At 64.4% G+C, this 21,707-nt stretch carries 22 protein-coding genes and 1 pseudogene; 11 read left to right on the forward strand and 12 right to left on the reverse strand.

Features of this window, described 5'->3' with window-relative positions; translation table 11 throughout:
• Nucleotides 1-175 precede the first annotated feature (175 nt).
• From EJ071_RS28215 to EJ071_RS28225, 3 genes are all read left to right on the forward strand, one after another.
• Nucleotides 176-277, forward strand: coding sequence for a putative RiPP precursor (locus EJ071_RS28215; RefSeq protein ID WP_126100784.1), 102 nt, complete (start codon nt 176-178; stop codon nt 275-277).
• A gap of 62 nt (nt 278-339) precedes the next feature.
• Nucleotides 340-447: a putative RiPP precursor gene (locus tag EJ071_RS28220; RefSeq protein WP_126100785.1), complete on the forward strand. Its 108-nt coding sequence runs from the start codon at nt 340-342 to the stop codon at nt 445-447.
• 132 nt (nt 448-579) lie between these two features.
• Nucleotides 580-672, forward strand: coding sequence for a lasso RiPP family leader peptide-containing protein (locus tag EJ071_RS28225; RefSeq protein WP_126100786.1), 93 nt, complete (start codon nt 580-582; stop codon nt 670-672).
• A 260-nt stretch (nt 673-932) separates the two neighbouring features.
• Here EJ071_RS28225 and EJ071_RS28230 read toward each other — a convergent pair whose 3' ends face one another.
• The 5 genes from EJ071_RS28230 to EJ071_RS28255 form a co-directional block, all read right to left on the reverse strand.
• Complete coding sequence (locus EJ071_RS28230; protein WP_126100787.1) at nt 933-2,123, reverse strand: hypothetical protein; 1,191 nt, start codon at nt 2,121-2,123, stop codon at nt 933-935.
• Between the two features lie 351 nt (nt 2,124-2,474).
• A complete protein-coding gene (locus tag EJ071_RS28240; RefSeq protein WP_126100788.1) occupies nt 2,475-3,248 on the reverse strand; it encodes an exodeoxyribonuclease III in 774 nt (257 codons plus the stop codon).
• A 172-nt stretch (nt 3,249-3,420) separates the two neighbouring features.
• Complete coding sequence (locus EJ071_RS28245) at nt 3,421-4,071, reverse strand: alpha/beta family hydrolase (protein ID WP_126100789.1); 651 nt, start codon at nt 4,069-4,071, stop codon at nt 3,421-3,423.
• 68 nt (nt 4,072-4,139) lie between these two features.
• On the reverse strand, nt 4,140-5,282 hold the full coding sequence (locus tag EJ071_RS28250; protein ID WP_245459998.1) for a tetratricopeptide repeat protein: 1,143 nt from the start codon (nt 5,280-5,282) through the stop codon (nt 4,140-4,142).
• On the reverse strand, nt 5,279-6,190 hold the full coding sequence (locus tag EJ071_RS28255; protein ID WP_059188181.1) for a Ku protein: 912 nt from the start codon (nt 6,188-6,190) through the stop codon (nt 5,279-5,281). Before EJ071_RS28255 ends, EJ071_RS28250 begins: the two co-directional genes overlap by 4 nt.
• A 394-nt stretch (nt 6,191-6,584) precedes the next feature.
• Between EJ071_RS28255 and EJ071_RS28260 the strand changes: the two genes are divergently transcribed.
• Nucleotides 6,585-6,872, forward strand: coding sequence for a GIY-YIG nuclease family protein (locus tag EJ071_RS28260; RefSeq protein WP_126097029.1), 288 nt, complete (start codon nt 6,585-6,587; stop codon nt 6,870-6,872).
• An 81-nt stretch (nt 6,873-6,953) separates the two neighbouring features.
• Here the strand turns inward: EJ071_RS28260 and ligD are convergent, their stop codons facing one another.
• The 3 genes from ligD to groL all read right to left on the reverse strand — a co-directional run bounded on the left by ligD (nt 6,954) and on the right by groL (nt 11,724).
• The gene (gene ligD, locus EJ071_RS28265; protein ID WP_126100790.1) at nt 6,954-9,467 is read right to left on the reverse strand and encodes a DNA ligase D; all 2,514 of its coding nucleotides are present in this window, start codon (nt 9,465-9,467) and stop codon (nt 6,954-6,956) included.
• A 271-nt stretch (nt 9,468-9,738) separates the two neighbouring features.
• A complete protein-coding gene (locus EJ071_RS28270) occupies nt 9,739-9,963 on the reverse strand; it encodes a hypothetical protein (protein ID WP_126100791.1) in 225 nt (74 codons plus the stop codon).
• Nucleotides 9,964-10,095: 132 nt separating this feature from the next.
• Nucleotides 10,096-11,724, reverse strand: coding sequence for a chaperonin GroEL (groL, locus tag EJ071_RS28275; protein WP_126100792.1), 1,629 nt, complete (start codon nt 11,722-11,724; stop codon nt 10,096-10,098).
• Nucleotides 11,725-12,037: 313 nt separating this feature from the next.
• On the opposite strand from groL, the gene EJ071_RS28280 reads away from it, so the two are divergent.
• Together EJ071_RS28280 and EJ071_RS28285 are read left to right on the forward strand one after the other, a co-directional pair.
• Nucleotides 12,038-12,535, forward strand: coding sequence for an N-acetyltransferase (locus tag EJ071_RS28280; protein WP_126100793.1), 498 nt, complete (start codon nt 12,038-12,040; stop codon nt 12,533-12,535).
• A gap of 73 nt (nt 12,536-12,608) precedes the next feature.
• Nucleotides 12,609-13,615 (forward strand): annotated as a pseudogene (locus EJ071_RS28285) (aldo/keto reductase).
• 113 nt (nt 13,616-13,728) lie between these two features.
• On the opposite strand, the gene EJ071_RS28290 reads toward EJ071_RS28285, so the two are convergent.
• Nucleotides 13,729-13,959, reverse strand: coding sequence for a hypothetical protein (locus EJ071_RS28290; protein ID WP_126100794.1), 231 nt, complete (start codon nt 13,957-13,959; stop codon nt 13,729-13,731).
• A gap of 433 nt (nt 13,960-14,392) precedes the next feature.
• Between EJ071_RS28290 and EJ071_RS28295 the strand changes: the two genes are divergently transcribed.
• On the forward strand, nt 14,393-14,929 hold the full coding sequence (locus EJ071_RS28295; protein WP_126100795.1) for an Hsp20/alpha crystallin family protein: 537 nt from the start codon (nt 14,393-14,395) through the stop codon (nt 14,927-14,929).
• Between the two features lie 25 nt (nt 14,930-14,954).
• Here the strand turns inward: EJ071_RS28295 and EJ071_RS28300 are convergent, their stop codons facing one another.
• The 3 genes from EJ071_RS28300 to EJ071_RS28310 all read right to left on the reverse strand — a co-directional run bounded on the left by EJ071_RS28300 (nt 14,955) and on the right by EJ071_RS28310 (nt 17,272).
• On the reverse strand, nt 14,955-15,584 hold the full coding sequence (locus tag EJ071_RS28300; protein WP_126100796.1) for a glutathione S-transferase family protein: 630 nt from the start codon (nt 15,582-15,584) through the stop codon (nt 14,955-14,957).
• Nucleotides 15,585-15,824: 240 nt separating this feature from the next.
• Nucleotides 15,825-16,919: an NAD(P)/FAD-dependent oxidoreductase gene (locus EJ071_RS28305; RefSeq protein WP_126100797.1), complete on the reverse strand. Its 1,095-nt coding sequence runs from the start codon at nt 16,917-16,919 to the stop codon at nt 15,825-15,827.
• Between the two features lie 125 nt (nt 16,920-17,044).
• Nucleotides 17,045-17,272, reverse strand: a complete 228-nt coding sequence (locus EJ071_RS28310; RefSeq protein ID WP_126100798.1) for a hypothetical protein — start codon at nt 17,270-17,272, stop codon at nt 17,045-17,047.
• Nucleotides 17,273-17,438: 166 nt separating this feature from the next.
• On the opposite strand from EJ071_RS28310, the gene EJ071_RS28315 reads away from it, so the two are divergent.
• The 4 genes from EJ071_RS28315 (at nt 17,439) to EJ071_RS28330 (ending at nt 21,707) form a co-directional block, all read left to right on the forward strand.
• A complete protein-coding gene (locus EJ071_RS28315; RefSeq protein ID WP_126100799.1) occupies nt 17,439-18,041 on the forward strand; it encodes a DUF922 domain-containing protein in 603 nt (200 codons plus the stop codon).
• A gap of 208 nt (nt 18,042-18,249) precedes the next feature.
• Nucleotides 18,250-19,326 (forward strand): sn-glycerol-3-phosphate ABC transporter ATP-binding protein UgpC, encoded by a 1,077-nt coding sequence (gene ugpC, locus EJ071_RS28320; protein ID WP_126100800.1) that lies wholly within the window; start codon nt 18,250-18,252, stop codon nt 19,324-19,326.
• Nucleotides 19,327-19,361: 35 nt separating this feature from the next.
• Nucleotides 19,362-20,687: an ABC transporter substrate-binding protein gene (locus EJ071_RS28325; RefSeq protein WP_126100801.1), complete on the forward strand. Its 1,326-nt coding sequence runs from the start codon at nt 19,362-19,364 to the stop codon at nt 20,685-20,687.
• Nucleotides 20,688-20,768: 81 nt separating this feature from the next.
• A complete protein-coding gene (locus EJ071_RS28330) occupies nt 20,769-21,707 on the forward strand; it encodes a sugar ABC transporter permease (RefSeq protein ID WP_126100802.1) in 939 nt (312 codons plus the stop codon).

Consider the following 21,707-nt stretch of genomic DNA (forward strand, 5'->3'; position numbering starts at 1 on the left):
TGGACAAATATCCCGCCGCCTAAGCCGGACGCGCAGACGTCTCTCGCTCCATTAAGCGACGACCCGTGAGCAGAAAGCCACACTCCCCAAGAATAAAACGCTCGACCACCCGCGTTAGTTGACAGCAAACGCCCATATGACATTATCCGGCGGGATTTTTCAGGAGGGCTATAGCATGAAGAAGATTTACGAGAAGCCTACTTTTGTCCGCAAAGGCAAGCTTTCGGCTGTCACGGCAGACAACGGCGCCGCCTCTGGCCCCGTGATTCCGGGCTGAGCCGAACCGCGGAGATTTTGAAAACGTTGTTCATAGAGGATTCTATCGGGGGAATCTCAATCATGAAGAAAGCCTATGAAAAGCCGGCCTTGGTCAAGAAGGACAAGCTCTCGGCGGTAACGGCGGTCGTTAACGGCGGCTCCGTTATCATCCTCCCGCCGCCGGGCTGATCGGAACAGTTAGAACCGTCTGGTGGCAGTGCCGCCAAGGCTGGTCCATAGTTTTGATGACAAGCGACACGGCCTATATTGTCTAGGCTGCTTGTTGGCTTGTCTCGATTCGGGGAATCCGGGAGACGCGCCATGAAGAAAATCTATGAGAAGCCCGCGCTGGTAAAGAAGGGCAGGCTTTCGGCGGTCACGGCCAATGGCGGCGGCTCCCTCGTTACGCTCTAGGGCGTGTTGAGATTCAGGTCAGGCCGAGCCGAAAATGGTGGTTTCGGAGAACCGGCGCGGAGCGTACTTGAAGTACGTGAGCACCGGCCTACGCCGGCCGTAGCCTTAATTTAACTGCCACGCCACTCATGAGCGCTTCGGCCGGCGAAGGCCGGAAGCGCAGGAAACCGGCATTTGCAGGTCGGCATCACCTGAATCTCAACACGCCTTAGCACGAAAGCGCGTTGCATTCAGGCAAGGCCGCGCGTGGCCCACACGCATCAGAGCGCCAGCACCAGATCGTCCAGCACCATCTGCCAGTGATGCTTCGTCGACAGGCGCACACGCGTCACCGCCTTCAACATCGGCGCGTAGTGAACCGGCGCCAGCGCCGACAGCGTGATCTCATCGCGCGCGACCGGTTCGTCCCCCAGCCAGCTTTCGACCAGTGCGGTCTCACCTTCTGAACCCAGCCAGGCCGCAGTCAGCATCACCGAATCGAAGCCGAAGGGCGCGGCGCGAGCGAACTCCGCCGGATGGCCGCTGCTGGTATAGGCAATGTAGGCGCCCGAGACGTTGCCGTTGACATAGCCCTCGCTGTTCTTGGTGTGATCGCGCGCCATGGCGTTGAGATTGTACCAGTCGAGCCCGGCATGGCCCGACGGGATCTTGCACAGGCCGCGCGTGGTGACATCGTCGAAGCCGATGGTGATGAGCGCCGCATCGGCCCCGAGCGCGCCGGGCGCAAGCAGGCCAAGTTCGGCCGGATAGGCCGACAGCGCGAGGCGCCGGTCGAGCCCGCCGCCGGCTATCGCAACTTGATCGGCCTCGCCGGAAACAGGGAAGCGGAAAGCGGCTGCCGGACCGAGCGCGTGGCTTTCGAGCACCTTGCCCCTGCCCATCACCGACAGCGTAGCTACCGCCCCAACGGGCATCCTGCCGTTCACCGTGCGCAACGGCGCGAGGCCGACCGGCCTTGGCAGGCCCTCCCCGGCCAGCCCGACGAGCGAGCCGGGCGCGTCCGCCAGACGCACAAGCTGGTTCTCGTTGGCGCCGCTGGCGCGCCAGCCCGGCGGCACCGAGACAGAAAAGCGGTAGGTGCCGGGCGCGCGGATCGCCGCGCTGCGCCGCTTCGACGACATCGGAAAATTGGCAAAGCCGGCAGGATTGGTCCGCGACAGGGCTAGGAAGCGGCCCTCTCCGTCGAACAGCCGCACCGCGATGCCGGCCATCGGGCGGTCAGCCTGGCCATAGGTCCCGTCGCGATCGACATCCATGAAGACGAAGGACGAGAAATTCAGCTTGCCGGATGTCGGGCCCCAGGCACTGTGAGGCGCATAGTCGCGGCTTGGGTCGGGGTTGCCGCGCGCCCTGCGGCGCTTGCGCCGCCAGCGCAATGCCAGAACGATGAGGGCGACGGCGCCGGCGAGAACGAGGGCGGAAATGAAGAGAACGAGGGCGTTGTCAGCCATGATGATGGGCGAGCGATGGCTTGAGAAAAATATCCAAGATGAAAAGCATAAAGTCCGAGCCCCCTCCAAGTCCTGCAAAAGCTAGCGTGAGACGTCGTTGCTGCACAGCCATTACTTGCGAGATGCTGACATCAAACGTGGAGACGCCGGCGGACAGCGCCCCCTCTGTCCTGCCGGACACCTCCCCCACTTTGGGGGGGAGATTGGCAGCTTCGGCGACGGCGCCCTTTCTGCAACGCTGGCGATTGGCGAAAGCCGGCGTGACATCCGATCTCCCCCCTCGAGGGGGAGATGTCCGGCAGGACAGAGGGGGGCGAAGGAACACAAAGCCTGGAGTTTTCCAGAGGCCCCTCACCCCAGCTCCACCCACACCGGCGCGTGGTCGCTGGGATTGTCCCCTCCCCGCACCTCGCGGTCGATGCCCGCTCCGTTCAGCTTGCGCGCCAGTTTCTTCGACAACAGGATGTGGTCGAGTCGTAACCCCGCGTCGCGCGGCCAGCGGTTCCGGCGATAATCCCAGAAGGTGTAAAGCTTCTCCTCTTTCGGGAAGACTTTTCGCAGCGCGTCGGTCCAGCCCTGCTCGATCAGCGCGGCGAAGGCGGCGCGGCTTTCAGGCTGCACCAGAGCGTTTTCGTCATAGGAGCGGGTGGGGTAGATGTCGCGCGGCTCGGGCACGATGTTGTAGTCGCCGGCCAGCACCACCGGCAGCCCGGTGTCAAGCAACTCGCCCGCATGCGCCGCGAAGCGCTCGTGCCAGGCGAGCTTGTAGGCAAATTTCGGCCCCGGCTGCGGATTGCCGTTCGGCGCATAGAGACAGGCAATGACGATGCCATCGACCGCTGCCTCGATGTAGCGCGCCTGGCGGTCGGCATCGTCACCGGGCAGCGCGTCGCGGGTCAGCACCGGCTCGGCGCCGCGCGCGAGGATTGCGACGCCGTTCCAGGTCGCCTCGCCCTTCCACACCGCGCCGTACCCGGCCTTGGCGAGCCGGGTCAGCGGAAACTGCGTGTCGCGCGCCTTCAGTTCCTGCAGGCAGACGACGTCGGGCTTGGCGCGCGCAAGCCAGGCGAGCAGGTTTTCCAGCCGGCTGTTGATGTTGTTGATGTTGAAGGTGGCTAGTTTCATCTGGAGTGCGGGGAGACGCCTTTCTCTTCGTCATCCTCGGCTTGACCCGAGGATCCATGCCGTGACGCTTGTCGTGGTACACGGCGGGGCAGAATTCTGCTCCGTTGCAACGCCTTAATCTCACGGAATGGATCCTAGGGTCTGCGCGCGTCGCTTCGCTCCTTGCTCCGCCCTAGGATGACGAAGTCGATGGCGCCAGCCTGGCCTTTATCGTCTCCGCCACCATCTTCAAATGATCCGCCGTCGAAAACCCCGAAATCGCCTTGCGCGGTTTCAGATCGTGGTCGCCGTCCTCCAGCCAGACCACCTCTATTGCCGCGGAAAGCCCGTAGGTCGCGACCTCGTCCTTGGTGCCGAACTCGTCGCGCGTGCCCTGGAAGATCAGCGTCGGCGTCTTCAAGTCGGCGAGATGTTTTGTCCGGAGCTGCTCGGGCTTGGCCGGCGGATGGAACGGATAGCCGAGGCAGACCAGCCCGGCGATCTCGCCTTTCGCAAACATCTCGTCGGCGACCATGGAGGCGACGCGCCCGCCCATCGACTTGCCGCCGATGATCAGCTTGCCGGTCACGCCCTTGGCCCGGAGATCGGCGATCGCCTTGATGTATTCCGGGTTCACCGACTCGGCACGAGGCGGCGGCTTGCGGTGGCCGTAGCGGCGCGCGGCCATGTAGTGGAACTCGAAGCGCGCGACGCGGAAGCCGGCCGCGGCGAGTGCTTTTGCCGTGGCGGCCATCGAGGCCGAGTCCATCGGCGCGCCCGCGCCGTGGGCGAGAAGGATGGTGACGGGGGCGGTGTCGGGGCCGTCGAAGAGGAAGCGGGTCATGGGGTGGCCTTCTTGCAGAGGCCGAGTCCCGTCACACCCCCTCTGTCCTCCCGGACAGAGGGGGATGTTCAAGCGCGAACATCTCGCTCTCTTGCCATGTGCAGATCCACGAATTGTACCCCCTTCTGTGCAATCCGCGACCATTCGGACTCAGCATCGAGTTCCAGATAGCGCACCCACAACCGGCGCGCCTCCGCCAGATTGCCGGCATCGAATTCCAGCCGGGCGAGGTTGAACACCGGATCGGCGTAGGCTTTGTCCAGCGCGATCGCCCTCTGTAGATGGCGCCTTGCCGAAGCAACCTTGCCCTCGTCGCTCATCAGCCCGGCGAGGTTGAACCAGGCTTCGACGAAGCCCGGATCGAGCTTTATCGCACGGGCATAATCATGCGCGGCTTCCGCCACGCGGCCGGCGCCGCGCAGGCAGTTGGCGCGGTTGAAGGCGGCGATCGCGTCCTTCGGGTCGATAGCCAGGCAGCGCTGGTAGAGCGCGGCCGCGTCGTCGTGGCGCCCCTCCTCTTCCACGGCTTCCGCCTCGGCGAACAACTCCTCAAGCGTGTCGTCTCCAAACATTCCTGAATTTGGCGAGCCGAGATCGAACAGCAGCTGGCCGTCGAGCTCGCTCCTGCCTTCGTCGAGATAGATCGCGTCCGGCCGGCCATGCTGCGAACCGAGGTTGAGCGACTTGGCTGTGAGCGAGGCGACCGGGCCGGAGCGATGCACCGAGCGCGCGATTGCGCCCCAGGCGGCGCCGCTGGCGATCAGCCCGGCATATTTCCTGGCCAGGATCAGGTCGCGAAAAGAATAGGGTTCGGAGTCGTGCTCGAAAGCGTCGAACAGCGACAGCATATCGAGATCCTCACCGGCAAGCCGCGACTGGTCGATCAGCGATTGCCTGGACAGCGACGAGGCGTCGGGCGCCTTCATCAACCCGAGCAGGCGCAAAAAACCGTTCTCGCTGACGAGCTGGCGCCCGGCCTCGCGCTCGGCCTTCGCGCGGCGCTCGATCTCGGCATCGCCGGCTTTCGCCAGCGCCGCCCTGGCGAGAAGCGCTCGGCCGAACAGGACATGCGTGGTGCGGCGGGTGACGCCGCGCCTCAGCTCCGCATGGCGGCGCTCGACCTCGCGCGCGGCGAGGCGCAATGGGAAGGCGGCCAGCGCGCCGACGACGCCGAAGACGGCGCCGGGGAGGATCACCGGCCCTCCGGTCACTTCTTGCTCTTGCCGACGGCCTTCAGCAGGTTCGCCTTCAGCGGGTTCTCAGGCGCGCCGCCGCCGGCGGCCGCCTTCTTGGCGGGCTTGGCCGGCGCCTCGTCGGCCTTGCTCTTCGACTTGGCCGGGGGCTTCGCCTGCTGCGACAGGCTGGCCTTCAGCGCATCCATCAGGTTGATGACGTTGCCGCGCTCCGGTGCCGCCGCAATGATCGGCTTATGGCCCTTGAGCTTCTCGCGGATCATCGCCATCAGCGCCACTTCGTAGCGATCCTCGTAATTCTTCGGATCGAAGTGGGTTTCCTTCTGCTTGATCAGCGCCTGGGCGAGGTCGAGCATTTCAGGGTCCGGCTTGCCGGCCGGGATGTTGCCGAAATATTCAGCCGTGCCACGCACTTCGTTGGGATTCCTCAAGGTACAGACGAACATGCCGTTCTCGCGCGCGCCGATCGTCACCACGCGCTCGCGGCTGGAGAGCACAAGGCGCGCGATCGCCAGCTTGCCGGACTTGCGCATCGCCTCGCGCAGCACCACGAAGGTCTCCTCCGCCATGGCCCCGTCGGGCGCGAGATAATAGGGCGAGTCCTGATAGATGACATCGACCTCGCTCTCATCAACGAAAGCCTCGATGTTCATCGTGTGGTTGGATTCGATCCGGACCGCTTCGAGGTCGCTGTCATCGATGATGATGTACTGCTTGTCCTCGTATTCGTAGCCTTTGACCAGGTCCGAGCGCTCGACAAGGCCGAGCTCAGGGTCGACCGGCTTCATGTTGATGCGGTTGTGGGTCTTCTTGTGCAACTGGTTGAACGAGATGCGTTCGCTCGCGCTGGTGGCCGGATAAAGCCGGACCGGACAGCTGACGAGGCTGAGCTTGAGGTAACCTTTCCAACTTGCCCTGGGCGCCATGATGAACTCCTACGCGGCCATGCACTGACATTCTAGCTTGAGCATGATCTCCTCCAAAAACCGGTTCCCACTTTGTGGGATCATGCTCTCTGCAGCGCTTCGTCCGAAGGACGGTTGGCGCCGTGGAAATCCTACACCGACCCCTGAGCTTACGAGCAAAACCCTAGCGAAGTGTTTTCGGGGCAGACCGGAGGATAGTTCAAATTGTAGCGAGCGTCGATGGAGGTGGGTCGAGATGCCGGCGATTGGCAGGAGGCCTCGACACTTCGTCATTCTAGGGCGGAGCAAGGAGCGAAGCGACGCGCGCAGACCTTAGAATCCATGCCGTTACCTCGGCCGAAGAATGCAACGGTTCAGAATAGCGGCTGGCGACAGTGCCAGCTAAGATCGCAGCATGACAGGCTACGTCTACATGACCGCAAGCCAGAAAGGCGGCACGATATACATCGGCGTCACCAGCGACCTTGCCCGTCGAATGCCCGAGCACAAGACCGGCCAAGGCTCCAGCTTCACCAGCCGCTACGGCGTACAGCGCTTGGTCTGGTACGAGGAGTATTTCGACATCACCGACGCCATCCAGCGTGAGACGTCATTGAAGCGCTGGCCACGCCAATGGAAGATTGAATTGATCGAGAAGACCAATCCGGAATGGTTCGAGCTCTTTCGCGGGATTGGCTGGTGAACGTTCTGCACCGTTGCGGCGCTCGGGCGTGACGGCATGGATTCTAGGGTCTGCGCGCGTCGCTTCGCTCCTTGCTCCGCCCTAGAATGACGACGCCGAGGGGCTACCGCTCCCCTCAAACACCGGCAAATCCCTCGCCGCCTCGTCGATCTCCGCCCATGGATCGCCCGACGTCTCCAGCAATCCCGGCAGCGAGGCGTAGTTCAGATCCTCCGGCGCGTCGATCGTCTCCAGATCCGCCCAGCTCACCGGGGTCGAGGCCGGCAGGTTGGTGCGGGCGCGCAGCGAATAAGGCGCGGCGGAGGTGTGGCCGCGGGCGTTGCGGTGGAAGTCGATGAAGATGCGCTTCTTGCGGTTCTCCTTGCCCATCGTCGTGGTGAAGGTGTCGGGCGCGGTCGAAGCGAGGAAAGTCGAAATGGCGCTGCTCGCCTGGTGCAGTTTCTTCCAGTTCTGCTTGCGCGTCACCGGAACCGTGATGTGGATGCCCTTGCCGCCGGAGGTTTTCGCGAACGGCACCAGCCCGAGGCCTTCGAGCCCGCCCTTTATGTGGACGGCCGCCTCCACCACCTCGCGCCACGAAATCCCCTCGCCGGGGTCGAGGTCGAAGACCATCTGGTCCGGCTTGTCGAGTTTCGTGCGATGCGTGCCCCAGGTGTGGAATTCCACGACGCCGAATTGCGCCAGCGCCAGATAGCCTTTTGCTCCCTCGACCGAGAGGTAGGATTTGGTTTCGCCTTCGGAGTTGGTGGCCTCGAACGTGACGACCGAAGGCGGCATGCCTGTGAAGGCGTGGCGCTGGAAGAAACAGTCCTGCGGCTTGCCCGTCGGGCAGCGCACCAGCGACACCGGGCGGCCGATGATATGCGGCAGCATGAAATCGCCGACCAGCGCGTAATAGACGGCGATGTCGAGCTTGGTCGGCCCGGTCTTGCCGAACAGGCGCCGCTCCGGATTGGTGACCCAGATGGTGGCGAGGTCGGATTCGGCGATCAGCCGCTTGCGCTTGACCGGCACCGGCGTGGTCAGGCCGCCGACATCGCGCAGGCCACGAAAGACGCCATGGCGGATCGCATTGTCGCCGGTGCGGTTCGAGTAATGGATGCGGGCCGAGAGCAGAGGCTTCACCCAGTGCATCTCGCGCATCACCTCGCGCGGCACGCCTTCGGGCGGCGTGGCGCCTGCCGTCAGCCGCTCCAGTCTCTCGAGCAGGTCCGCCGCCATCCCGGCATCGAAGCCGGTGCCGACCTTGCCGCGATAGTGCAGTTCGCCGTCCTCGAACTCGGCCATGCCGAGCGCCGCCAGCCCTTCCGCCCTGTCGGAAACGGTGTAGCCGGCGATGACGAAATCGTCCGTCTTGAGCGCCTTTGCCTTGGTCCAGCTCTTGGTGCGGCCGCTCTGGTAGATGGCGTCGGCGCGCTTCGAGACGACGCCTTCGAGCCCCAGTTCCGTCGCCTGGTCGTAGAGGCCGCGCCCATCGCCCTCGACATGGTCGCTGTACTGGATGGCGGAATTGGCGGCCTGACCGGCGAGCAGCTCGGCAAGCAGCGCCTTACGCTTTTGCAGCGGCGCCTTGCGCAAATCCCAACCGTCGAGATGCAACAGGTCAAAGGCATAGAAATGCAGCTTCGAGCCGGCGCCTTCGGCGAGCGCGTCCTGCAGCAGCGCGAAGCGGGAGATGCCCTTGTCGTCGAGCACCATGATCTCGCCGTCGATGATCGCCTGGCTGACCGGCAAGCGCGCGAAAGCTTGCGGAAGATCGCCATAGCGCTTGGTCCAGTCGATGCCGCCGCGGGTGATCAGCCGCACCTCACCGTCCACCACATGCGCCATGGTGCGATAGCCGTCGAATTTTATCTCGTGCAGCCAGAGCGTGCCGGTGTTCTCGATCGGCCCACCGGGCGGCTCCGTCACCTGCGTTGCAAGCTGCGGCTCTATCCGGCTTGGCGGCTCGCCCTTCACCGCGCCCGGCAGCGCGCCGGGCTTCAAAGAGCCTGGCTTGGGCGGCAGGCGCTCCGGCCTGCTCGGCGGCGCCACCAGTTCCTCGATGCGGCGGCCCGACTTCACGCTTTCCGGCCGCGCTTCGAGGATGTCGAGCTTGGTGTCGGAAGCGAGGTCGCGCTCCTTGAAGAGCAGCCAGTTCTTCTTGTTCTCGTCCTCGCCGGGTTTCGGCTTCAGCCTGGTCAGCATCCAGCCGCCGTTAAGCTTCTGGCCGGCCAGCCGGAACTTGAAGGCGCCCGTCCTGAGACTCTTTTCGACATCCTCCATCGGCGCCCACGTGCCGGTGTCCCAGACGATCATCGGCCCGCCGCCATACTCGCCCTCGGGAATGACGCCCTCGAAGTCGATGTATTCGATGGGGTGGTCCTCGGTCTCGACGGCGAGGCGCTTGTCGGCGGGGTTGAGCGAGGGGCCGCGGGGGACAGCCCAGCTTTTCAGCACGCCGCCGACTTCGAGGCGCAAGTCGTAGTGGTCGGCAGTGGCGTGATGCTTGTGCACGACGAAGCGGTTGCCGCCCTCACCTGCCGATCCGCCCGCTGGCTCGGGCGTGCGGCTGAATTCGCGCTTGGCGCGGTAGGGTTTGAGTTTCGAGGGCATGGGTTAGATGCCAAAGCGCAAAGCAGACAATCGCAGAGGCTGCGTTCCTTCGCGCCCCCCTCTGTCCTGCCGGACATCTCCCCCTCTAGGGGGGAGATTGGCAGTTCGAACGCCGACACTCCCCTTAAAACGTCCGAGGTTGGCGAAAGCAGCGGCAGCATCTGATCTCCCCCCTTGAGGGGGAGATGTCCGGCAGGACAGAGGGGGGACTGTCCCGCCAGCATTTCGGATTTTCCTAAGGAGCAGCGATGCGGAAGAACGAAAATCACGCTCAATCGTCGGTAGCCGGCGTCAATTCCAGCTCGGCCGGCGTCAACCCTTGCCTCAGCTGGCTCAGCCGGAACTCGTCGACCCAATAGGCCTCGCCGTCAACCAGCACGCGCGCCTGATAGGTGCCGCCGGAAAAGCTCTGCGCGGAGACATAGATCTTGTGGCGGTCGAGCGCCTTCTTCACCGCGGCGCGGCGGGAATTTTCTCTGGCGACGGGACTGGCCATGGCCTCACTCTGTACAGGCTGCCGCTCAAGGGCGGCGCTTATTAGGATGGCGGAGAGCGGCGAGTGAGTCAATTTGGCGCAGCTGGAGCGCTGATCTCCCCCACAAGGGGGAGATTAGCTGTCACCGCTGCTCTAATAGTCCATTCCCGCCCCCGGAGGCGTCGCGGGACCGGCCTCCTTCCTCGGTTTTTCCGCCACCATCGCCTCGGTGGTGACCAACAGCCCGGCGATGGAGGCGGCGTCCTGCAGGGCGGTGCGCACCACCTTGGCCGGGTCGATCACACCTTGGCCGTAGAGGTCGCCATAGCCGCCGGTCTGTGCGTTCCAGCCGAAAGAGAATTGCCCGTTCTCGCGCAGCCTGCCGACGATGATCGAGCCTTCGGCGCCCGCGTTCTCGGCGATCTGGCGTACCGGCGTTTCCAGCGCACGGCGCACGATCTCGACGCCGGTTTTCTGGTCAGGGTTGTCGACGGCTGCCGCGTCGAGCGCCTTTGCGGCTCTCAGCAGCGCCACGCCGCCGCCGGGCAGGATGCCCTCCTCTACCGCGGCGCGGGTGGCGTGCAGCGCATCGTCGACACGATCCTTGCGCTCCCGGACCTCGACCTCGGTCGAGCCGCCGACGCGGATGACAGCGACGCCGCCCGCGAGCTTGGCCAGCCTTTCCTGCAGTTTCTCGCGATCGTAGTCGGAAGTGGTTTCGTCGATTTGCTGCCTGATCTGGGCGACGCGGCCCTCGATCTCGGGCTTGGCCCCGGCGCCGTCGACGATGGTAGTGCTCTCCTTCTCGACAGTGATCCGCCGGGCGCGGCCGAGCATGTCCAGCGTGACATTCTCCAGCTTGATGCCGAGATCCTCGGAGATGACCTGGCCGCCGGTGAGGATGGCGATGTCCTCCAGCATCGACTTGCGGCGATCGCCGAAGCCCGGCGCCTTGACGGCGGCGACCCTAAGGCCGCCACGCAGCTTGTTGACGACCAGCGTCGCCAGCGCTTCGCCTTCGACGTCCTCGGCGATGATCAGAAGCGGCTTCGCCGACTGCACCACCGCCTCCAGGATCGGCAGCAGCGCCTGCAGGTTGGACAGCTTCTTCTCATGGATCAGCAGATAGGGCTCATCGAGATCGGCGCGCATCTTGTCCTGGTTGGTAATGAAGTAAGGGCTGAGATAGCCGCGGTCGAACTGCATGCCCTCGACCACCTCGAGCTCGGTCTCGGCGGTCTTGGCCTCCTCGACAGTGATTACGCCTTCATTGCCAACCCTCTGCATCGCTTCGGCCAGGAAGCGGCCGATCTCGGCGTCGCCATTGGCCGAGATGGTGCCGACCTGGGCGATCTCGTCGTTGCGGGTCACCTTGCGGGCATTGGCCTTGAGCTCGGCGACGATCACTTCCACGGCCCTGTCGATGCCGCGCTTCAAATCCATCGGGTTCATGCCGGCGGCAACGGCCTTCGCCCCTTCCCTGACGATCGTCTGGGCGAGCACCGTGGCGGTGGTGGTTCCGTCTCCGGCGATGTCGCTGGTCTTTGAGGCCACCTCGCGCACCATCTGCGCGCCCATATTCTCGAATTTGTCGACCAGTTCGATTTCCTTCGCCACGGTCACGCCGTCCTTGGTAATGCGCGGCGCGCCAAACGACTTCTCGATGACGACGTTGCGACCCTTGGGGCCGAGCGTCACCTTAACCGCGTCGGCCAGTATATCGACGCCACGCAGCATCTTGTCGCGAGCTTCGGTGTGGAATTTCACTTCCTTGGCAGCCATGAATCCCTCCCTCCGCGAGGGTCTGCAGCCGGACCTCGCGTGCCTATCGCAACTAGTCTGGCGCAAAGGGGTTTCAAGGGCGCCGGTCCGGAATTTTTTGGCACCCGTCTTGATTTCAACGCGCTGTAATCATGAGGTTATTCGGGACAGCGAAACGGAGACTATGTCTCCCTCACTGCTGTCGCAACTTGTGCGCCGCAGCATCGGAACACTTCGCCTCGTCAGCCCGTTCAAGGAGACCCGGCCGCCGGCCTTGCCAGACCTTCGCGCAAGCGGCACAAGAGGTCGCCGCTGGCGAGCAAGGGAGATAGCGATGGTTCAGATCAGGGCGATGACGAAGAACGACCTGGCCGCCGTCTCGCGGCTGCTCGGCCAGTCCTGGCGGCGTACCTATTCGCCGATCATGGGCGAAGACGCCACGGCTAGGCTCTCCGACGAGAAGCACGCGCCCGACAAGCTCGCGGCCGAACTTGCCGACGACAACAAGATGTCGTTCGTCGCAGAGCGGACCGACGGCTCGATCGCCGGCTATGCGATGGCGGCGATGGACGAGAAGGGTGATGTCATGCTCGACCGGCTGCATATCGAGCCGCAGGAATTCGGCAGGGGCCTTGCCATCGACCTTTTGCATGCAGTGCTTGCCGCCCATGCCGGCATTCTCAGCATCGCGCTGGAGGTGATCGAGGGCAACGACCGGGCGGTTGCCTTCTACCGCAAGCACGGCTTCGAGGTGGTCGAGCGCCGGCCGGCCGCGCATGGCGTCGGCGGCCACGCCTCGCTGATCATGCGCCGGCCGCTGCCGATGGCCTGAAGCGCGGCGCTGGACGTGTTCCGCCCCGGCCCTATAATTTCGCAAGCGCTAATTTCTCACCGGAGACAGCCAGATGAGCCTGGGCAAGCAGAAACTCGGCAACCAGGGGCTCGTCGTCTCGGCATCGGCCTCGGCTGCATGGGCATGAGCCAGTCCTACGGGCCGGCCGACGAGGCGGAATCGATCGCCACCTTGCACCGGGCGATCGAGCTCGGCTGCACCTTCCTCGACACGGCCGAAGTCTACGGGCCCTTCCTCAACGAGGAACTGCTCGGCCGCGCGCTGAAGGGCCGGCGCGATGAGGTGACGATCGCGACAAAATTCGGCTTCCGCATCGTCGACGGCAAGCAGGACGGAACGGGGCGCGACAGCCGGCCGGAGCATATCCGCGAGGTGGTTGACGCCTCGCTCGCGCGGCTCGCCACCGACCGTATCGATCTGCTCTACCAGCACCGCGTCGACCCCGAAGTGCCGATGGAGGATGTCGCGGGTACGGTTGGCGAGCTGGTGGAGGAAGGCAAGGTGCGCTTCTTCGGCCTGTCGGAGGCGGGCATCGCCAATATCCGCCGCGCGCACGCCGTGCATCCGGTCTCGGCGCTGCAAAGCGAATATTCGCTGTGGGAACGTAACCTCGAAGCCGAGATCATCCCTGCGCTCAAGGACCTCGGCATCGGCCTGGTCCCGTTCGCGCCACTCGGCCGCGGTTTCCTGGCCGGCGACGTCAAACGCGCCGAAGAGTATCCGGAAGGCGATTTCAGGCGCGGCGACCCGCGCTACCAGGGCGAGAATTTCGATGCCAATGTCGCCGCGGCCGCCACGGTGCGTGACATCGCCGCCGCCAAGGGCGTGAAACCCGGCCAGGTGGTGATCGCCTGGCTCACCGCCAAGGGCTCCGAATTCGGCATCGACGTCGTGCCGATCCCCGGCACCAAGCGGCGGACTTATCTCGAGGAAAATGTCGCGGCGGCGGATATCAAGCTCGACGCCACCGAGATGCTGGGACTCGACATGGCGCTGACGCCTGACAAGGTGTCGGGGCCGAGATATAACGAGCGGACCATGTCGATGGTGGATCGGTAGGGGCTGCCGCGGTCGGGACAATACTGAAACGCTGGCGGGACAGAGGGGGGCGCGAAGGAACTCGACCTCACAGTCTAAACGCTAGCGCCCTCACCCGCCGATCAGCCAGCACCTCACTTCTTCTTGCAATCCGGCAACGCCTCCATCGCCTTCCTCGCCTCCCCCTCGCTAGTGTATTTCTTCTTGCCGAGATCGACGACGAGCGTCCCGTCCGGCTTCTTCGGCACGATCTCGCATTGCTTCGAGACGGCATCCCTGGCGACCCAGTATTCCTCCGCCGCCATGGCGGGCGGGCCGATAAAGCCGGCGGTGAGGAGGATTGCGAAAGCGAGAGCGCGAACCATTTCCCGGTCTCCTTGCTTCATGTTGCTGGAAAGCAGGCCGGAGCGGTGCCGGTGCTCCAGTCATTGACCCAATTCCACGGAAGACCGCAGCGCACTTTCCTGCGATTGCTCCGACGAAAACGCCCTCCCCGCGCTTCCGTTCCAGGCATCCGGCGGCGGTGAAACCGGCATGCCGGGGGAGTGGGCGGCTTCCAAAGCGGCGGCCGTCCCGAAAGCACCGAAGAAAAAACGCCTGCGCGCCCGCTAGGCGAGTCTTGACTTCGGCCGACCGGCCTCCAGATCGACACTTGCCGATCCCGTGCGAGCGCAGGACATGCAAGGCTGCATCCCGGCCGCCGCCGGCGCGCTGAACGACCGGTCCGGCGAAGCGCACAGCCAAGGTTGCCCGGCACTGTCGCACCCGCATCGCGCGTGCCAGAAGGAGGACATTGAAATGGCAATTCGTGATCTCATTCCCTGGAACAGGGAAGGCAATCAGGTTCCGGGCTTCTATCGCGACGCCGATCGCGATCCGTTCATGGTGCTGCACCGCGAGATGAATCGCCTGCTCGACGATGCGTTCCGCGGCTTCGGCGCCGGGCTGCCCTCGATCGGCGGCGCCTTTGGCGGGCGTCCCGGATGGCCGAGCCTCGAAATCTCCGACACCGGCAGCGAAATCCGCGTCATGGCGGAAGTTCCCGGCATGGAGGAGAAGGACATCGAAGTGATGCTCGACGAGGGCGTGCTGACGCTGCGCGGCGAGAAGCGGTCGGAAAGCGAGGACAAGGACAGGCAATTCTCGGAGCGCTTCTACGGGCGCTTCGAGCGGCGCATTCCGGTCGGCACGGAGGTCGAGGAAGACAGGGTCAACGCGGCCTTCCACAACGGCGTGCTCACGGTGATCCTGCCGAAGACCCAGCGGGCCCAGGCGAAAGCCAGGCGCATCCCGGTCAGCGGCGCCGCCCCGAGTTCCGGCAAGAGCAAGCATTGACCGTGCCGGATCCCGGTTGCACGGCTCAGCCGCCCGAATGCGGGTCGATGCTGTAGGGGTGCACTGGATAGCCGGGGCCGATCGCCTCGCTCACCCGACCGGTCCAGGCGCTGACCGCCGGATAGTCGGCGAGCGAGAAGCCACAATCCTCGGCGCGGTGGCTATAAGCATAGACGGCGATGTCGGCTATGGTGAGCGAGTCGCCGACGAGGAAGGGCGTGTCTTTTAAGCCGCGCTCGAGGGCGCCGAGCGCACGGGTGCCCGCCTCGCGCTTGCCGGGAGCAAGCGCCTTGTTGCGCTGCAGCCGCCCGGTCAGCGTCCAGAAGCGCAGCGAGCCGATGACCGGCTCGACATGATACTGCTCGAAGAACAGCCACTGCATGACCTTGGCGCGGAGGTAGCGATCCGCCGGCAGATAAGGCGAGCCCTCGGCGAGGTAGACGAGGATCGCATTGGACTCGGCGATCGCCTCGCCATTTTCCAGGCCAAGCGCCGGAACGGCGCCGGCCGGATTGAGCTTCAGGAATGCCTCGGTGTGGCTCTCGCCCTCGAAGATCGACACCTGGTGGGTTTCGTAAGCGATGCCGAGCAAGCCGAGCAGGACGCGCACCTTCCAGGCGTTTTGCGATGGCAGGTAATCGTAGAGCGTGAGCATGGCGGGTCCCTCTATCGTGCAGGTGGCTTGCTTCGCATGGGCGTTGCACAGGCGCCACCCGATTTATGCGCCATTAATCTCCCCCTCGAGGGGGGAGATGTCGCCGAAGGCGACAGAGGGGGGTCGCCTCACGTAAATCGCCAGCGTCGTCTCGTCGCGGAGCGCGTTGGCGCTTCACGCGAAGCGACCCCCTCTGGCCTGCCGGCCCCCCAAGGGGGGAGAACGCAGTTCCGCCACGCCTCACCCCGCAATATCCTTCGCGACCGCCTGCGCCTCGATGCCGATCTCGCGCAGCAGGCCGGTGACCGGATTGTAGAAGCCGACGAGATAGACGCCGAGCTCCGAGGCACGGGCATTCACCCCGCTCTTGCCCGGCCGCAGCTCCGCAGGCACAAAGCCGTCATAGCCTGGCCGATAACCGGTGGCGAAAATCACCGCGTCGAAGTTTTTCTCCCGCCCGCCGGCGAATTTCGCGCCGTCTTCCGTGAAGCTCACGATGTCAGGCGCGATGCCGATCTTGCCCGCTTTGATCGCCGCCACGGTGCCGACATCGATCACCGGAATGCGCCCCGCGTCGATCTGCTTGAGGATGCCGGTCTTCGGCCGCACGATGCCGTATTTCTCCAGCCTGCCCAGCGCGAGATCCAGGATTTTTGGAAACATCCAGTCATTCAGCGCCTGCGGCATCGGCCGGCTGGCTATGCCCACCATCTGGATCGGCACGCCGAAGAGCTGGCGCGGCACGATGTGGACGCCCTTGCGCACCGAGATCGTCGGCTGCGCGCCGCTCTCGGCAAGATCGAGCGCGATCTCCGCTCCCGTGTTGCCCATGCCCACGACCAGCACGCTCTTGCCGACATAGGGTGCCGCTTCGGTGTAAGCGGCGCTGTGCAGCACCTCTCCCTTGAACGCCTCGATGCCTGGAAGGCCCGGCATGATCGGCTCGGCATTGTTGCCGGTGGCGATCACGATCTTGCGGGCGCGGATCTCGCCGGCATCGGTGTCGACCAGGAATTTTCCGCCCTCGCGGTGGATCGATTTCACCGTCACGCCGAAACGGGGCTCGAGGCCGAACCGCTCGGCATAGGCATCGAGATAGGCGACGACCTTCTCGCGCGGCACATAGCGGGGGTGGCTTTTGGGGAACGGCATGAAGGGCAGCGACGAAAACGACTTCACCGTGTGCAGATGCAGCCGGCGATAATGCCGCCGCCAGGCCGGCGCCACCTCGCTGGCCTTTTCGAGGATGACGAAGTCCTGCCCAGCCTGTTTCAGGCAAGCGCCGACGGCCAGACCGGCCGGTCCCGCGCCGACAATGACGACATTGGTGTCCATGCTCCCCTCCTCCCGCAAGGCCATATCAGGCTATGCCGGGAGGTATGGGAGCAGCAAGTGGGGAGAAACACCTATCCTTCGGCGCCGGCGCCTATCGCCCTCCTTGTGGGGAGATAGGGGCGGCGCTACTCCGTCGGCGCCTCCGGCTCGTCTTCGGGCGGCTCCAAAATCTCGATCAGCCGCGCCACGCGCGCGCCGGGCATCGCACGACCCTCGTTCATCAGCGCTTCGTCCGCGCCGATCCAGGCGAAGGCCTCGCGCAGTTCCTCGAGGCTGGCGCCGGTGAGCGCGATGTCGGCGATCACGGCCTCGTCAACAGGACCAAGCACGGAAATGATCTCGTTGCGGGTCATCTTGTCCTCCCCCAGGGTCGGGACGATGGCATAGAAACGGATAGCGGGCCGGGCGGTTCCGGGCGGGCACCAAAGTCGGGCGCCGGCGGGACAGCACCCCCTCTTTGCTCCCACCGCTGTTAGCCGCTATGCACAAGGCCCTCGCCCGGAATCCCACCGAGTCCCCATGCAGCGAACCATTCCCTTCCTCACCGCCCTGCTCCTCACCACGCCCGCTCTCGCCGACTGGAAGCCGGTCGAGAAAATTGCGAACTATGCCATCTCGGGCCAGACAGTGGAGGCGCTCTATGTCTCGATCGGCGAAAAGGGTCCGGTGATCGGCAAGGACTCGGCCGGCAATGAGCGGCGGGCCATCGCGCACACCAACTTCAAGCTGACCTGGCAGCGGGATTATCAACCGCAGGCCGGCGCTTGCGTGCTGAAGACGGCGCGGCCAAAACTCACCATCACCTACACTTTGCCAAAACCCGCCGCAAAACTTGCGCCCGCCGTGCAGGCGCGCTGGGACGCGTTCGCCTCCGGGCTCGCCGCGCATGAGAAGGTGCATGGCGCCGGCATCGTCGACATGGTGGACAAGATCGTCGCCTTCAGCGTCGGCCTCACTGTCGCCGATGACCCCGGCTGCACCAAGATCAGGGCCGAGCTGACGCAATATCTCGATCAGCTTTCCAAGGCCCAGCGCCTAGCCAGCCGCGACTTCGACAAGGTCGAGTTCGGCGCGGGCGGGAACCTGCAGAGGCTGATCGCGGCGTTCCTGATTGGCAAGTGAGCCCTCAACGACGAAAGTATAAGGGCGCGCGCCGCCGCTTTACAGGCGGATTTGGTAGCGCTACCGTTTCACTGTCGCGAGACCCGGGGGGAGCTGGGGCAAACGTCGCCGACGCCAGTGGTGGATGCTTGCCGGCATCCGTTTCAGCCACACCTTGATTGGAAACGGCTCCCCGCGAGACCTCGCAGGGACCATCGGGAGGAATTCGATGGCGTCTGTCGCGATTGGCGATGTTTACAAATCGTTCGGAGCCACCCAGATTCTGCATGGCGTCAGCGTCGACATAGAAGACGGCGAGTTCGTCACGCTGGTCGGGCCCTCGGGCTGCGGGAAATCGACCCTTCTCAGGATGATCGCCGGCCTGGAAAAAATCTCGCGCGGCCATATCTCGATCGGCAGCCGGATCGTTAACGACGTTGCGCCAAAGGAGCGCGACGTGGCCATGGTCTTCCAGAACTACGCGCTCTACCCGCACATGACGGTTGCCGAGAACATGGCGTTTTCGCTCATGCTCAAGGGAGTGGCCAAGGCGGAGAGCGATGCCGGCGTGAAGCGGGCGGCCGAGATCCTCGGGCTGGTGCCGCTTTTGTCGCGCTATCCGCGCCAGCTTTCGGGCGGCCAGCGCCAGCGCGTCGCCATGGGCCGGGCAATCGTGCGCAATCCGCAGGTGTTCCTGTTCGACGAGCCGCTCAGTAACCTCGACGCCAAGCTCAGGGTTCAGATGCGGGCCGAGATCAAGGAACTGCACCAGCGGCTGAAGACCACGACGGTCTATGTCACGCACGACCAGATCGAGGCCATGACCATGGCCGACAAGATCGTGGTCATGCATGACGGCGTCGTCGAGCAGATCGGACCGCCGCTCGAGCTCTACGACCGGCCGAACAACCTTTTCGTCGCGAGCTTCATCGGCTCGCCCGCCATGAATCTGCTCAAGGGCACATTCGCAAACGATGGCGCGCCGTCCTTCCGGGGCGCGGGAGGCGTCTCCGTGCCTTTGCCGAAACCACCTTCGATCGGCAACGGCGAAGCCATCGTGCTCGGCGTGCGGCCCGAGCATCTGCGGCTGGCCGACGACGGCATTCCAGTCACGGTGGCGGTGATCGAGCCGACCGGTTCAGAGGTGCAGATTATCGGCCGGACGGCCGGCGGCGAGGATATCGTCGCTAATTTCCGCGAGCGCCATTCCTTCGCGCCGGGAGAAACCATTCGGCTGTCGGTCGAGCCTGGTCCCATCCATCTGTTCCGCGGCGAAACAGGCCAGCGGATCGAAGCGGCGCGATAGACCATGCAACGAGGAAGCAACAGGAGGAGACGAGCATGAAATTCACCAGACGCGACGTGATCCGCACGACCGCCGGCGCGGCCGCAGGAGCCTTGGGCAGCCGTTTCGTCGGCTCGAGCGCCTTCGCGCAAGAGGGCCTGACCTACAAGCCGGAGGAAGGCGCCAAGCTCCGGCTGCTGCGCTGGTCGCCTTTCGTGCAGGGCGACGAGGACCAGTGGCTCAAAAATACGAAGCGGTTCACCGAAGCGACGGGCGTGGAGGTCCGCGTCGACAAGGAGAGCTGGGAAGACATCCGTCCGAAGGCCGCGGTCGCCGCCAATGTCGGCTCCGGCCCCGACCTGATGTTCGTCTGGTTCGACGACCCGCACCAATATCCCGACAAGCTGCTCGACGTGACGGAACTCGGCGACTATCTCGGCAAGAAATATGGCGGCTGGCACGACGGCCCGAAGCAGTATGCGACGCGCGAGGGCAAGTTCCTCGGCCTGCCGCTCGCCACCATCGGCAACGCCATCGTCTATCGCGAAAGCTGGATGAAGGAGGCTGGCTTCGCCGAATTCCCGAAGGACACCGCCGGCTTCCTCGAGCTCTGCAAGGCACTCAAGGCGAAGGGCCATCCGGCCGGCTTTACCCATGGCCACGGCGTCGGCGACGGCAACAATTACGCGCATTGGCTGCTGTGGAGCCATGGCGGCCAGATGGTCGACGAGAAAGGCAAGGTGACGATCAACAGCCCCGAGACGCTCAAGGCGATCGAGTATGCCCAAGAGCTCTACAAGACCTTCATTCCCGGCACCGAAAGCTGGCTCGACGTCAACAACAACCGTGCCTTCCTGGCCGGCGAAGTGAGCGTGATCGCCAACGGCATTTCCGTCTACAACACAGCCAAGGTCAACAAGGACAAGGATCCGAAACTGACCGAGATCGCCAAGGACATGCGCACGACCAACATGCCGATCGGTCCGGTCGGGAAGTCCGTCGAGCTGTACCAGGTGACCACCGCCGTCATCTTCAACTACACGCCCTACCCCAACGCCGCCAAAGCCTACCTGCAATTCATGTTCGAGGACCCGCAGATGACGGACTGGGTCACGTCGTCGGCCGGCTATTGCTGCCAGACGCTGAAGGCCTTCGACAACAATCCGGTCTGGAAGGCCGACCCGAACAATGCCGCTTACGCGAAGGCCTCGGCGACGCTGCGCCCCAACGGCTATGCCGGGCCGCTCGGCTATGCATCGGCCGCGACCATGGCCGACTATGTTCTGGTGGATATGTTCGCCAAGGCAGTGACCGGCCAAGCGACGCCGCAGGAGGCGATGGAAGAGGCCGAAAAGCGAGCCAACCGCTACTACCGCGTCTGATCGCGTCGGACAGCTTAAGACGGGTGGCCGCGACAGCGCGGTCACCCACCGTTCCACCAGACCTCCAAAGGAGCCCGCGCCATGGCCGTGCCGTCCGTTGCCGTTCAGCGGCGTCCGTCGCTCCTGTCGCGCCTCGCCGAGAGCCGGAACACGCTTGGTCTCGGCTTCATGCTGCCGGCGGCGGCGCTGCTCCTGGTTTTTCTCACCTATCCGCTGGGGCTCGGCGTCTGGCTCGGCTTCACCGACACCCGCATCGGCCGGCCCGGCATCTATATCGGCATCGAGAATTACGAATATCTCTGGAGCGACGGCGTATTCTGGCTCTCGGTCTTCAACACGCTGCTCTATACGGTCAGCGCTTCGATCCTGAAGTTCGTGCTCGGCCTGTGGCTGGCTCTCATCCTGAACGAGAAGCTGCCCTTCAAGTCGTTCTTCCGCGCGGTGGTGCTGCTGCCCTGGGTGGTGCCGACGGTGCTGTCGGCCATCGCCTTCTGGTGGATCTACGATTCGCAATTCTCGATCCTGTCCTGGGCGCTGCAGCAGATGGGCCTGATCGACCATCGCATCAATTTCCTCGGCGACCCGACCAATGCGCGCGCTTCCGTCATCGCGGCCAATGTCTGGCGCGGCATTCCATTCGTCGCCATCACGCTGCTTGCCGGCCTGCAGACCATCCCGCAGTCGCTCTATGAAGCCGCCACGCTCGACGGGGCCAGCCGCTGGCAGTTGTTCCGCCATGTGACGCTGCCGCTTTTGACGCCGATCATCGCCATCACCATGACGTTTTCGGTGTTGTTCACCTTCACCGACTTCCAGCTGATCTACGTGCTGACCCGCGGCGGACCGGTGAACGCCACCCATCTGATGGCGACATTGTCGTTCCAGCGCGGCATTGCCGGCGGCCAGCTCGGAGAAGGCGCGGCGATCGCCGTCGCCATGATCCCCTTCCTGCTGGCGGCGATCCTGTTCAGCTATTTCGGCCTGCAACGACGCAGGTGGCAGCAAGGCGGCGGAGACTGA

The organism is Mesorhizobium sp. M1B.F.Ca.ET.045.04.1.1, from assembly GCF_003952465.1.
Classification (GTDB): domain Bacteria; phylum Pseudomonadota; class Alphaproteobacteria; order Rhizobiales; family Rhizobiaceae; genus Mesorhizobium; species Mesorhizobium shonense.